Consider the following 13961-nt stretch of genomic DNA (forward strand, 5'->3'; position numbering starts at 1 on the left):
ACCCCGTCAATATCTCTCCGACTCCCTTCGCGCGGACTGTTCCGCATAGGCGAGCTGCAGCCGCATGCTGGGTTCGGCGTCCGGCGCACGATCGATCGTCAGCCCGCGAAACTTGTCTCCAGCCGCCCAGCGAACACGGATGCGCCGGCGCGTGACGTTGAAGTCGCCCGCCACCCGCGACGGCTCGTCAAACGTCATCAGGCTCGCCATAACGACATGGGAACCGGTGGCGCGCAAACGCAAGGCCGGACAAGGTTCGAACTGCATATGACCTGAAGCATGCCAGCCCCAGAGCGCTGAAGCGTCGTCTTTCTCCGGATCACCCCGACCGAAAGCGTCATCATCGAAAACCGCTCCGTTGAAGACATTTGTCACATGTAGCATGGCTCCCTTTGTGTGACGAAGGCGTACTGCAGCGGGCTCGCGTGCACACACCCGCCAGGTCGGGGCGAACTGAAAATACTGATCGCCAAAGACCGGGGCCTCAGCGTTCGCCCGATAGCCATCGAGGCAGAGAAGCCAATCGGCCGGACGATAAACGAGGATGCGAAAATGCTGCGCACGCGGCAGATTGGCAATGCTCGTCTCACTAGCGAAGACACCATCGCCCTCCGCCCAGGCGATCAGCCCCGAGCCATACGGCACACTACGATAGCGTGGTTGGTCGAGGCCATTGAGGGAGAACGCATTGTGGGCGCGCGTCATCTCCACATAGCGCCGACGCGGATCGGCATACCAAAAGCCTTGTCGAAAAGCCGGATCGTCAAGCGCCGTGCGCCCGACATAACCATATGCGCCTGCATCGATCAGTATATCCTTCCCCCCCTCACGCCAGAGAAAGGCACCTGCATCCGCCTGCTTGTGAACGCGTGAATGAAAGGCCGCAGTCTGAGCAAGATAGACGCTATGTTCCCGCTGCCTACCCTTGACGATCCAGTAGCCGGTTTGCGGCAGCGCGAAAGCCGTGGGGGCTATAGCCTGGATCGGCGCAAGGAATATCCTTGGGAGAGGAAAATCGCGATCGGTATCGCCGATCTCAGCAATCTGGCCTGCACAATCGACCATCGTCATACCCGCCGCCCGCATCAAGGCAAGATCGGTGGGAGAGACGGCGCCATCGGCGCTCCCTCCCGCAGCAAGGCGCTCAAGCGCAGCGACAAGCGCCAGATGATAGCTCGGCGAATGCTCGAGATGCCCGCCATCGGAAGCAAATTGCGTCTCGATCATCGCAGCGAGGCGTTTACGCCCGCTTTCAGCATGTGCTGCAGCGAGATCGGACAAAACCGGCGAGGCCGCCTCCAGTCCGACGAGACATCCCGCACCACGAATCTGAGCCAAGGTTTGTAACATTCCGTGGTTGCTATGTGCACTGAAGCTCCTGTCTTCGGCGAGCATTTCGCCGTGGCGCAGCAAAGCTCGCAGTAGACGCGCATAGTCATGCTCGTGGATTGACGTCACGCTCGCCAGCCGGTGAGCAAGTTCAGCGAGTAGTTCGAAGCGGGCAGCCAGAGCTGCGTTATGACCCACAAAATCTTCGTCTTCACCCGATGTGGGTAGGGACACGCCAGCAGATGGCAGAGCAACATCATTGTCGTGACGGTCTAGCCAGTGCCGCGCAGCCTCCCATATGCGGACCAGGGGTTCATCACCACCCCTATCCGCTCCCGAGCCAGCCAGTGCCAATTCGATAGGGCGCCAGGAATCAACCCAGATGCGGCCCGTCCTCGTGCGCGCTTTGGCGGGTCGAACTCCAATTTCTCCGGAGAGATCGGAGAGTGCATAAATCTCGCCGCGTAGATTCGCTGTTCCGCCGGCCGCAACATTCATTCCCGCCGAACGAAACGCATCGCTGCCGAGCGTCAATGCCATCAAGCTTGCAGGAACAAATGGTGCAACCGGCCGATCCGCGAGCACGGCCCGCACAGCGCCGACCTCTGCGAGCATTTGCCGCTTAGAGAATTTGCGCCAGGCCTTTAGCCGCGACAGCCCCACGTCAATTGAGGGCATAGCGGGCCTCGAAGCCTCCTTCAGCCGCTTGGAGAACAATTGTGTTCGAACCTCGGTCATCGCTCCAGACGAAACGGGCCGCGCTCATCGACGCGTTCATGCGGCTCGCAACACTGTCGATCGCCAATGTTTCGCCGAATGTGAACAAAGTCGCGAAGCGCGCCGGCCGCCTCTGGGCAGTCTGTACGAAATGGATGCTGGTCGCTGGCGCCATGGCATAGGCTGCCGGGGACGCCCACCCCGCCATGACGGGATCGGTTTGACCGCGCAAGGCCGCGCCCGCTTCAGCTTCGGCGGAGAACGTGCCGACCTTAAGCGTGATCGGTGCGATCGACTCCCGGTATTCCTCGGGCAAGTCACGGCCTGGATGGCGTGCACAAAACCCCATCTTTTCGGCTTCGATCACCCATTCTGGCGCAAACTTGAAGTATTGTCGGTATGAATGCTCGGCACCTGCACCATCGTTCAGCCAGTCGAGCACGAGAAGGAAATGGCCAGGCCGCAGAATGAGGCGTCGCTTTTGACGGATTGTGCGGTTGTGGACAACGGCGGACTCGAACAAGGCGAGGCCAGCTTGCTCGACCGCGCTGACAAGCCCCGTGCCAAAGGGTCTCACCTCCGTGCGCTGATGGTCGCACCCATCGATTTCAACGCAATTATGGGCCCTCGTCGACTCGACATAGATGCGCTTGGGATCCGAGTACCAAAAACCTTTTTTATACAAATCAGTTTCAGGCCGGGTCTTGCCCGCATAGGCGTACCGACCTGGATCGATCAATATATCGCGGCCATGATCGAACCAGAGAAAGGTGAGGTGATCGGCATGCTTGTGAACGCGAGAATGAAATGCCGCTTTCTGGGCGAGGTATGTCGTGTCCTCGAAACGGGGCCCCGCACTCTCGCGCGGCAAGCGCGCAACGGCATAGCCCGCTTGAAGAAAAGCCTTCACCCCTGTTGGCGGCAGGGAGCCGATACGCCCTGCTGAGAAAATCGCCTGAAGCGCAGGTAACTTGTATCGCAGCGCCAAAAGATTCGAGTTGGCTCCGTCGGTAAGCTTGCCACGCGCTATACGTCTAGGGTCTGTATCGCCAAACTCCGCCAAGCTAAAGTCTGGCTTTGCCAGCCAGGCCAGCGCCGTTTCCATCGCGGCGATCCGCTCCTTCGTCTCAGTATCGTCGATCAGATCCGTCTGCTGAGCTCCGATCAAACTGCCGAGAATCATCCAGTGATAGCCCGGCGAGTGCTCCTTATGAACCTGGTCGGCGGTAAAGTGATGATCGAGGGTCTGCGCCAGGCGGCTGCGGGCAAAGGGACGCGCCTCTCGGCTCATCGCATCCACGGAGGCAAAACGGGCTGCAGCGGCCAACTGACCAAGAGCCTGATAGAGGCCATGGTTGGAATGGGCTCGGAAGAAGCTTTCAACACGCAGAACATCGTGATGGTAAGCAAGTGCTTGATACAGCTTTTCAATAACAGCCGGATCACCGTCGGGATCGCGACATTCCAGCTCCAGCAAATAAGCCAGCCGGTAAATTCGCTGCCCTACAGCCATGTCGTACCAAGCAAAGCCCTGGCGACCTACCCAATCTTCCGACAGCGTCTCCTCCGGAGCCACGCCGAGAACGGGGACTTGAAATTTATCCACCCAATCCAAAGCATAATCTCGAGAAACCCGGTGATATAATTTTGCCTTTTCTTTTGACCGAACGGTGCACACACCCTTCAATAAGAAAGTTAACGGCTCCCAGGCATGCAAATGAAACATAAAAGATCGATCGAAACCTGACCAATTAATCGGCCTTTTGAACGAAGGCATGTGTTGACCATGTCGTTCCCATCCGTTCTCGATGATCAAGTCAAGTTCAACTTCAAAACGCCCTGCGATATGCTTTGGCGTCGTGTCGAGCTCGTCGAAGGTCACTATCGGCATCGCGCGCACGCGCTCGCGAAATGCAAGAGCGTCAAAAGGCGGAGGTGACCAGCCCGGGGCATGCGCAAGCTGCGCAGTAACATCAGGCAAAATTGATCTCCCAGCGAAGGGCCTTCTGCCCGTCATCAAAAACATCTCGCGACAATTTGAAACTGTAGAAGGCACCGTCCTCCGTCAGCGCTCGCCCTGTGCGCCCGTATGTGAACGCGCTACCGACTCCTACTCCACCGTAGTGACGGACCTCAAAAAGATAACAAAGCGTATCCAACTGCTTGGATAAGAAAAATACCTTTGGATTGAGGCCGACTGCCGATGTCTTTCCCTCTGTCAGAACCAACCAACCAGGCCCAACATCGATAAATTTTCGGATAAGCTGTCCGACATATCCAATTTCTTTTGGCTGAAGCGGATTGCTCTTCTGAGACAAATAGATACGCGATCCAGATCGCTCCTGAAGCGGCTTCCTCGGCGTGAAATCGGCAACGGCTCCCAAAAGATCGTCAGCGCCCCATAGAAGAGAGTCGGGTGTGATCACGATATCCGTGTAACGAAACACCGCGCTTCTTTTCTCAGGAGGAAGCGGCAAGACGACATCCGGGCGAGGATTGGTAACGTCAGCCCACGAGTTTCCGTGATCTTGGGAGCTCCAGACATGGCATTCTCGTGCCATGTCACCCGAACTGGCCCACCACTTTCCTGATTGGTAGGGATCGGGCTGCACTGTGTGCATATGTCGAATGTCGAGCGGGCTGCGTTCGAAGACTTTCTCCCAACTATCTCCGTCATTGGTTGAACGCCAAAGCCCGGTCGGCTTCAATGTCTGCATATAGGCCGCGCGGCTCTGATCGAAATCAGGCTTATATCGTTCAGAATTATTATGATAGTCGCCGAATATTATTGCACCATCCGAATCACCTATAGAGGCGGTGCCGAGCCAAGATGCGATTGAAGCAAAGCTGCGTCCGAGAAATTTCCAATCCCGATCAAAAAGAAACAGCACACCGTGCCGCGCCGGATCCGGCACACCATCTTGCGGCCCCTGCCAGCCAACGGCTTGAATTATGTGGCGGCCGCTCCGCGTCGTGAACGCGTTCCACATCCGAATATCAGCTGCTCCGGGTACTTCGACGCGTCGCCAGCTTCTACCCAGGTCCTCGCTGACTCCGACCGCCCCCCGCCCGCACAGGATCACCGTATCGGTCATCGTCCCGCGCTCGGCATCATAGACATGTTCGGCAAAATCAAAGCTCGCAACGCTATCCAGCGGGCGGATAGAAGCGAGCGAGAGACGCAGCGTTCCCAGGTCCGGCCGCTCGGGGAACTTCGCTTCATATACCAACCGGTCGGGGGTTTCCTCGACGAGATGGGCCAAAGGTTGCGTCTGCGGGTCCAGCGGAGATTGCGGCACGCTGGCGCGCAGATTGGCATGCAGTTGGCCGACCTTCGGCCTTGATGAAGGCTCACTTTGCGACAGGTCAGCTGCCTTCTTGTCTCCTGCGGCAATCGAGCGGTCTTCAGGCTTAATTCCGATGAACCAATCCGCGGCCTCACCCGTCACAGGGTCGTCAAGCACGAAGTGCTTGGCCACGAGGCCCGCCCGCTCAATTGCTTTGACGAACCACTGCCGCCCCACTTTAACCGAAGGCATGTCGGCATTCGATGGCACATAAGCAAAGTAGCCGTCCCGCGGCTTGATCGTCGCCGTGTTAACCGGCGTTTCATTCCCGTCAGTCAGGCGATAGGATGCAATATGAGTGAAGAGTGCACCGCCGGGCTTCAATACGCGAGCTGCCTCTGCTAGAGCCGCGTCATGCTCCGTGAAATAATCGAACAATAGAATGCCGCATATTCCATCGAACTCGGCGTCGGAAAAGCTATGCAAATTCCGGACATCGACACCTTCAAGATGCCCTTTTCGATAATTGCCGTAAAGCGAAGCCGAAACGAGCGTATCGAAGTAGCGGCCGAGGACTTTCTCTTCAGTCGACGTCACGGCGAAGCCGAGGAGACGGCTTGGCCGCCCGCTCTGTGGAGCGATTGCCGCATCGCAGGCGAAAGGCAGTGTCCGCGTGCGCGGCCGTGACTTACAGGATGGGCAGACTGCTTGTTCACCGGAAGAAAAGACGATCGGCTCCCCACACAAATTGCATTGCCGCCCAAGCTCCCCCGCTGCCCCATCAGTGCCAGCCTGCGAAGCAAGGAAAGGGCGAACGATAAAAACGTGCTGGCCGTCATTCGCCTTGCTTACATCAACCGCGAGCCCTGCACGCGCAAAGGCCTGTTTCAACCAGCCGTCACCCACCGACAGGCTATGAAGTTGCGAGCCTTCAGGTAACCCAAAGCTGGTGTTGTCCGCGATATACGCTGTGCTCGGAGATGCTTCACCTCTGGTGAGGCGTTGCTCCTTCAAAGTGATCATCGCTGCCCCATGTGGCTTGAGCCGCGCGGCAACTGCTTCAAGAAAGGGGACGACGTCGCCCGCTGGCAGAAAATCGAGCACTGTCTGGGCCAGAATGACGTCGACAATGGGAACTCCAGCAAGCGTCCGCACTTTGCGCACGCTTTCTGGCATCGAAAGAGCGCGCCAGTTTTCGATAACGGCGGGCAGAGGCGGAACGTCCCTCTCCTCCGTAAAACCTGCGGGCGTGACCGGGAGCCAAGCGAACGTGCCCTGCGCGCTATCAGCGGCGATCTTCCGCAGCAGGCCTCGGGCTATTTCAGCGGCGGTAGAAAGCGGCTCGGAGGTCATAGCAACTCCATCATCCGACTGCTTGGACTGCAGCTTGCAAAAGAACGTATGCGTCAAGGTCCCGGTTATGGGGTCTGTCACAGCGAAAAGCCGCGTCTCGAATCTTTTTTCGAGCGCAGCCTGATAATCCCCGAGACCGAGCGATCGGAAAGACCCGACACGATACTTCTCTAGAGCTTCGCTACCGTACCAAGACGAGATTCTCTCCAAGTCTCGAGCTTCTAGGGTCCGCTCTCCCGCAGCCATCGGCTCCACTGAGATGAAAATCCCATCGGGAGCGAGCACCCGTGCCACCTCGTCGAGGGCAGCCTCCATGTCATGTACAACCGGCATCAGATAGCTGGCGAACAACATTCTCTGGGAACGGTCGGGGATCGAGGGCATGGCGCACATGTCCAGACACTGCTGTGCGCCGGCTTCGGGCCTGATATCAGCCGTAACAGCTTGGCCTAGGCCGCGATCTCGCAAAAACTTCAACTCACTCACGCTCGGACTGAAGACGAGGGCCGATTGCCCAGCGACATCGACAAGATCGCGGCCAGCTTGTTCGTAAGCGAGCGCGAAGCCGCGCTGGCGTTCAAGCGAACCGCAGCCTGGACAGCGACGTCCATTCATCGCCGTGAATGCTTCTTTGGGCGCAAAGCAGATCGAGCAGGCGGAAAATTCACCGCGTACCACCGGTGCTAAGGCAGGCTGTGCATTGAAATCACGCTTCGGATCGACGGCAAGAGAGCCCGCTCGCCAAAGGTCTGCAACCTCAGCAGCCGTGACGATCTGCGTGGTCGGCGCAATATGTTTGAGAAAAGCCTCGAAGCGCTCCACCAAGTGAGGAGCAGGGTGAGTAAACCAACGGCGGTCCGTCAGAACCAAGAACGACCAGGAGTGCATCACCAACACGGCGATCGCATCCTCGCCGCGTTCTGCGTGAAATACGTCAAGATATTCAGCCATGGCCTCTGCGTTCACAAAGGCACCAGCGTTAAAGTTGAAATCGAACAATCGTTTATGGTCGCGGAAGCCGCGCACATTACTGACCGGAACCTCGAGGACCCCGTTCGTCCATTCGAATTGTTTTTGCGGATCCAGGACGACCGGCTGACTGGAGCGTGACACGTTAACGCTTGTGTCCAAATTCACTCCTCGCCGCTTCAAAGCATCGAGCAGATGCTGATTGTAACGGTAACCCCCACCCCGAAAGGCCTTGGCGGGAACTCCGACTGCACGTTCATGACAGTCACAGATATAGTCGGCGACCAACCGCGCCTGGTTGGCATCGAGGAGACTCAGATTGAACTGTGATCCAAGACCAGCATCGCGCCAGGATTGAGCCGGCATGAAGTCCGCGTGAGCATGCAGCTGCGCATCATGGCCGCGTCCGGCAATCGCTCGTGCGACCGCATCGACGCCATCGCCATAGATTCCTGCTTCGCAATAGTCGACGAACATGGTCATCTTCGCGCCGTGACGCTCAGCTATGTCCATCATGGTTCCAATTCCCGACTCGGCAGCGCCGGGGAAACGGCCCCAGATCAAACGATCGACGTGATCACGCTCGGCACGAGCCGACTGCGCTTCGACATCGACCGTCAACATCAACTTGCGCTTCACTCAAGCCTCCGCCGACTTTCTTATCCAAGGCAATGCAACACTGTCCTAGGCACGATCAATCTGCTTGTCCATCGACTAGCCGGAAGCGGCGGCGCGCCGAAGAAAGCCTCTGCCAACTCGGAGTGGAGGGCGTTGTTCAAAATTTGGAGCGCATCTTTTGATCTTGGCAATTGCTCGCTCACAGGCCGCGGTGGCTGGCGGGGTGATTTGTTCGATCATTCTTGATACGAGGAAAGAGCCACCTCCTCGCATTTTTTATTATCGGCCACCTGTTTCGATGATCAACTTCCCGACCAGGCTTTATTGCCATCCTGTGACGATCGAAAAGCATAAAGCGGCCGAATTCGTTCCCGCCTATCCCGAGCCTCTGCAGCGCGACCCTAACCTTGTTCAGATGATCGTCGGCGCCCGCCGCAACCTGATCGCCGTCTGGCCTGCAACCTCCTACCGCGCCGGCATCGACAGCTTCCGCGTCCTGCGTCGGCAGATCGTGTTCGTGAACAGCCCCGAACACATCCGCTACGTCGTCGTCACCCGGCACGACAATTTCGAGCGGAAGAGCCCGCAGATGCGGCGCGCGCTCGAAACGCTGCTGGGGGACGGCCTGTTCATCAGCGAGGGCGAAACCTGGAAAAAGCGTCGGCCGCTGGTCGCGGACATCGTCCATAAGCGCCGCCTGCTCGAATTCGGCCAAACGATGGAAGATGCCGCGCTCGCCGTCGCGGCCGAATGGGCCGGCCTGCCCGCCGGGGCGGAAATCGAGCTCACCGAGGAAATGGGGCGTCTCACCGCGACGATCATTTCGCGCGCCGTGTTCGGCAACAACATCGCGCGCGACGCCGCCCAACAGGTCATCGACGGCTTCAGCGCCTATCAGCACCATGCCGATTCCTTCAATCTCGGCTATTTCCTCGGCGCGGACGAAGGCTGGCCGGCCTTTGGCGGCAAGCGCCGGCGCCGGGCGGTCGCGATGGTGCACGGCGTCGTCGAGAACGTCATCAACGCCCATCTCGCCGGCGAGGGCGATGCCGGCTCGATGGTCGACCTGCTGATCCGGCGCAATCAGAAGAGCGGCGGGGAGCCGCTGGATGTCACGGCGCTCCGCAACGAGGCCGCGACGATCTTCATGGCCGGGCACGAAACCACGGCGACGACGCTGAGCTGGGCCTGGTATCTGCTCGCCAACGCTCCCTGGGTCAGGCAGAGCATCCATGACGAGATCGCCGCGGCCTGCGGCGACAGGCCGCCGACGCTCGCCGACCTGCCGCAGTTGCGCTGGTGCCGGGCCGTGATCCAGGAAACGCTGCGGCTCTATCCGCCGGTTCCGTTGTTGCCGCGGCAGGCACGCGAGGCCGACCGCATCGGCCATATCGACGTCGAGAAGTCGGCCCTCGTGATGATCGCGCCCTGGCTGCTGCATCGGTCCCCCGATCTCTGGGACAAGCCGAACCATTTCCTGCCGGAGCGCTTTCTGTCCGGCGCACGGATCGACCCCTTCGCCTATATCCCGTTCGCGGTCGGCCCACGCATTTGCCCCGGCATGAATTTCGGCCTGGATGAAGCGACGCTGTGCCTGGCCATTCTCGCCCAGCGCTTCGAGGTTCTGCCGCGCGAGGGCTACAAGGTCGAGCCGGTCTGCCGCTTGACCCTGCGCCCCAAGGGTGGTCTGCCGGCGCGCGTGGTTGCGCGTGCGCCGCAGCAAGCGATCCGACGGGACGATTAGCCATGCAGGCCCTGGAGAGAGTGCTGCATCGCTCCCTGCGGCGCCTGCCGATCCCCCTCGTTTCCGATATCGGCGCCCGGCTGGCCTGGCTCAAGATCCGGCTCATCGATCCCAAGGTCGCCTGGAAGGCCCGCGACAATATCCGGCGCCATTTCCCGGACATGCCCGCAGCCGAAGTCGAAAGGCTCGTCTGGCGCTTCGTCGACAATGTCGGGCGTCTCATGGCCGAATTCTCCATCGTCCACCGTTTTGCGGAGTCGGGGCGACTGGAATTCGTCGGCGCCGAAGCGGCCCGTGCCCAGGTCGGCAAGGTGCCGACGATCGCGCTCTGCCTGCATCTCGGCAACTGGGAGGTGCTGGCTTCGGCCATGCAGATGATCGGCGTCCCGGTCGCCTCGATCTCGGAGGTGCCCGAGAATGCAGCCCATCGCGATATCGCCGATGCGACGCGCAGCGGCTTCGACGTCAAGGTCCTGCCGCCCGACCGGAACGGGGCGCTCCGGGCCTTGTCCATCCTGAAGGGCAACGGCGTGCTGGCCCTGTTCCCCGATGAGAAGCGCGGCGGCACGATGATGGCGCCCCTGTTCGGGCGGCCGCCGCACGCCAAAGGCAATCTCGCGCTGGCGGCGAAGCTCGCCCGGCGTACCGGGGCGCAGCTCGTGGTGGTCTATTGCGAGCGACTGGAGGGCGTGCGCTTCCGGCTGCATTTCGAGGGGCCGTTCCACATGGATGCCGGTCCGAGCGATCCGCTCGCAGATGTCGCCTTCCTCAACAGCCGGATCGAGCCTGCGATCCTGCGCCATCTCGACCAGTGGTACTATCTGGACGACTCGATCGGCCCGATCGCGTAGACCGGACGCACCGCAATCCCCCCAAACGGAGAACGCCCCGTGCCAGCGCCCTCCCCGCCGAAAGTGGCCGTCATCTCCGGCGGCTCCAGCGGTATCGGCCTGGCCTGCGCGCGTACACTTCTCGGGCGCGGCTACCACGTCGCCCTGCTGGCCCGCGACCCGGGCCGGCTGCACGATGCCGCCGCCACGCTCGGGGCCCCAGCGCGCGTCGATCTCCTGCCTGTCGATGTCGCCGATGCGGCAGCCTGTCAGGCAGCCATCGCCGCAATCGCGTCCCGGCACGGACGGATCGACTGGCTGATCACCTCGGCGGGGATCGTCGAGCCCGGCCTGTTTCGCGATCTCGACCTCGCCGCCCATCGGGTGCAGATGGAAACGAATTATTTCGGGACGCTCCACCTGATCCAGGCCGCCGTTCCGGTCATGCGCGGCCATGGCGGCCGGATCACGCTGGTCTCTTCCGGCGCAGCCTTCATCGGGATCGCCGGCTATAGCGGCTATGCGCCCGGCAAGTTCGCCGTGCGGGCCCTTGCGGAGATCCTGCGCCTCGAGCTTGCGGAGGACGGCATCGTCGTCAGTTTCGTCGCACCGCCCGATACCGAGACGCCGCAATTGGAAGGCGAGAGGCCGAAGCGCCCCGCCGTGACCCGCCTGATCTCCGAACAGGGGGGCACGATGAGCGCGGGAGAGGTCGCCGAACGGATGATCACCCAGGCCGAGACGGGAGCGTTCTTCCTGTCGCCCTCGCGGACGATGGCCTGGCTGGCGCGGTTTCACAGCCTGTACAGACCGGTCCTCGCATGGCAGCAACGGCGCATCCTCAAGCGAAGCCGCGGGACCGACCAAAAACCATGAGCGTATCGACAGCACGCCACCGCCGGGCGATCGGAACGCGCGCTCCGCGAGCGCTCGCATGATCTATATCAGCTACGGCATCACGAAATCGGCGAGCACCTTCCTCTACCAGATGACCGAAGAGGTCTTCAGGGCAGCCGGGCGGCCGGTCGTGCGGCTCGGCAAGCCGTTCCGGAAGGCGGATTCCGTCGAGAACTATTTCAACTTCATCGATCATGAGCTGCTGAGCCAGATCCAGGCCCGGATCGGCGACAGGGACATCGTCCTCAAGACGCACGGCCCGCCGCGCGGGAACGTGGCGCAGATGGTGGCCGCGGGCGAAGTCCTCGCAAGCGCCTCGATCCGAGACCCGCGCGAGATCGCCTTGTCGATGGTCGATCACGGCACCCGCTCGCGGCGCTGGCGCAACAATGCGTTTTCGGAATTCGTCGATGTGGCGGATACGCTGAACTCGATCGATATCCAGCTCGGCTGCTTCCAGGACTGGGCTGATACCGGCGCGCTCAAGGTCTTCACCTACAACGCCATCTGCTACGACAGCCCAGCCGTGATCCGGACCATCGCCGAGCAGATCGGCGCGACCATCGATGCTGCGGCCGTTCTCGGCAAGTTCCGCGACAAAGGCGTCATCGGCCAATTCAGCAAGGGCAAGGCGCTGCGTTATTCCGAGATGAGCGCCGCCGATCAGGCCGTGTTTCGCGAGCGTTATGCCGCGCTTTATGCCGCCTACGCCTTCGACACTGATGAGGCCCGCCGCGTCGCCGCGGAACAGGCGTCGCTCACGCTGCGCGCCTCAGGTGAGGTCGCGCAGTTCATCACCATGCTGCGGCGGCGCTTCGGCTTCTGAAGGGCGCTGGCCGAACCGGATCGCCTCAGCCGAGAACACGATCGTAGACGGCCTTCACCCGCTCGGCATGTCGTGCCGGGGAGAAGAATTCGGCACGCTTCCGCCCGCGTTTGACTAACTCCGCGCGCAGGTCGGCATCGGCATCGAGGGTCCGGATCGCATCGCGGATCTCCTCGATATGGTAGGGGTTGACCAGCATGGCCGCATCCCCGGCCACCTCCGGCAAGGAGCTGGTGTTGGAGGTGATCACCGGGGTCCCCAACATCATGGCTTCCAGGATCGGTAGCCCGAAGCCTTCATAGAGCGAGGGGAAAAGGACGCCCCGCGCGCCGCGGATCAGGGACAGGAGCGAGCCCAGTGGGACATAGGGCAAGCGCTGGACGCGCCGTTCCGGCCGGATATGCGAACCGTCGAACCGCCAGCTCAGCAGGCGCTCGTCCTTGAGCATCTCGACATCCTGCTCGTAGAGCCAGCCGAGGCCGCCGACCAGGATGAGCGGCCGGGTCGACCCCGATGCGGCATAGGCCTCGACCAATCGCGAGATGTTCTTCTTGGGCTCAATGGCGCCCAGGAACAGGAAATACTCCTTGAACGCCAACCCGTAGCGATTGTCGACGTCGCGCGCCGCCTCCTCGTCCGAAACGGACAGGGCCGCCTCGCTCATCGAGACCGATTGCCAGGTATTGGTGATGCGATCGTCCGGTATCTTGAAGAATTCCTGGACGTCCTTGCGCGTGAACTCCGAGACCGTGACGATGTGATCGGCCTTCTCCGCAAGATGCTTGATCATGGAGTAGAAGTATTTCTTCTTGTCCAAAGTCGCGTAGGGCAGACGCAGCGGCACGATATCGTGGATCGTGTAGATATTCGCCGCGCCCTTGACGAAGGCCGGCGTCGGGCGCGTCACATGGAACAGGTCATGCCGCCCCTCGGACCGCACCGGCATGCGATGCCCGAAGCGGTTGAAATGCATGGAGGCACGCTCCCAGAGCCGCACCGCGCCATAAGTCGGATGGCTTCGCTCCGTGGAGGCGCCGGAACCTCGGTCGACAACGATGCGCGGGGCCGGGAGGCGCTGCGCCTTGACGCCACCGGGGACACCGGTCGTCCAGTCGATCGCGCGGGCGACCTGCTTCAGCGGATCGATGGCCTTCGGATCGACGGCATCGTTGAGGACGACTTCCGACAGAAGCGGGTCCCGGCGGTTGATGCGCTGCTCGGTACCGATCAGCAGTTCCACATCGTAACCCAGGCCGGTCGCCGTGCTCGCGAGGTTGCGGGCATAGGTCGCGATGCCGGTGCCCTGCTTGAGCAGGGTCGCGTGGGCTTCGAGGAGGATATTCTTCGGCACCGGCTCTGGCCCCTTCTTTGACGGTCTCGTTTCAAGCGGT

8 protein-coding genes are annotated in these 13961 nt (G+C 60.9%); 4 read left to right on the top strand and 4 right to left on the bottom strand.

The genetic code is table 11. The features are described from left to right. Positions 1-6 precede the first annotated feature (6 nt). The 3 genes from BLQ70_RS15135 to BLQ70_RS15145 all read right to left on the bottom strand — a co-directional run bounded on the left by BLQ70_RS15135 (position 7) and on the right by BLQ70_RS15145 (position 8294). On the bottom strand, positions 7-2007 hold the full coding sequence (locus tag BLQ70_RS15135) for a heparinase II/III domain-containing protein (protein ID WP_170843424.1): 2001 nt from the start codon (positions 2005-2007) through the stop codon (positions 7-9). Further along, a complete protein-coding gene (locus BLQ70_RS15140; RefSeq protein WP_170843425.1) occupies positions 1994-3928 on the bottom strand; it encodes a heparinase II/III domain-containing protein in 1935 nt (644 codons plus the stop codon). Before BLQ70_RS15140 ends, BLQ70_RS15135 begins: the two co-directional genes overlap by 14 nt. Positions 3929-4019: 91 nt before the next feature. Next, a complete protein-coding gene (locus BLQ70_RS15145) occupies positions 4020-8294 on the bottom strand; it encodes a methyltransferase domain-containing protein (protein WP_091858073.1) in 4275 nt (1424 codons plus the stop codon). Between the two features lie 313 nt (positions 8295-8607). Here BLQ70_RS15145 and BLQ70_RS15150 point away from each other — a divergent pair, with 313 nt between their 5' ends. The 4 genes from BLQ70_RS15150 to BLQ70_RS15165 are packed head-to-tail and all read left to right on the top strand — an operon-like array spanning position 8608 to position 12570. Further along, on the top strand, positions 8608-10017 hold the full coding sequence (locus BLQ70_RS15150; RefSeq protein ID WP_244512032.1) for a cytochrome P450: 1410 nt from the start codon (positions 8608-8610) through the stop codon (positions 10015-10017). Positions 10018-10019: 2 nt separating this feature from the next. Further along, positions 10020-10868, top strand: coding sequence for a lysophospholipid acyltransferase family protein (locus BLQ70_RS15155; protein ID WP_091858075.1), 849 nt, complete (start codon positions 10020-10022; stop codon positions 10866-10868). Positions 10869-10907: 39 nt separating this feature from the next. Further along, complete coding sequence (locus BLQ70_RS15160) at positions 10908-11723, top strand: SDR family NAD(P)-dependent oxidoreductase (protein ID WP_170843426.1); 816 nt, start codon at positions 10908-10910, stop codon at positions 11721-11723. A 58-nt stretch (positions 11724-11781) separates the two neighbouring features. Beyond that, positions 11782-12570, top strand: a complete 789-nt coding sequence (locus BLQ70_RS15165) for a hypothetical protein (RefSeq protein WP_091858081.1) — start codon at positions 11782-11784, stop codon at positions 12568-12570. Positions 12571-12595: 25 nt separating this feature from the next. On the opposite strand, the gene BLQ70_RS15170 is transcribed toward BLQ70_RS15165, so the two are convergent. Continuing rightward, complete coding sequence (locus BLQ70_RS15170) at positions 12596-13921, bottom strand: glycosyltransferase family 4 protein (protein WP_091858084.1); 1326 nt, start codon at positions 13919-13921, stop codon at positions 12596-12598. Between the last annotated feature and the right edge of the window lie 40 nt (positions 13922-13961).

The organism is Allobosea robiniae (assembly GCF_900102525.1).
Taxonomy (GTDB): Bacteria; Pseudomonadota; Alphaproteobacteria; order Rhizobiales; family Beijerinckiaceae; genus Allobosea; species Allobosea robiniae.

Bases quoted from the DNA above. Each gene is read 5' to 3' on its own strand.
- BLQ70_RS15135 (WP_170843424.1), bottom strand. From the start codon at position 2,007: ATGCCCTCAATTGACGTGGGGCTGTCGCGGCTAAAGGCCTGGCGCAAA.
- BLQ70_RS15155 (WP_091858075.1), top strand. From the start codon at position 10,020: ATGCAGGCCCTGGAGAGAGTGCTGCATCGCTCCCTGCGGCGCCTGCCG.
- BLQ70_RS15165 (WP_091858081.1), top strand. From the start codon at position 11,782: ATGATCTATATCAGCTACGGCATCACGAAATCGGCGAGCACCTTCCTC.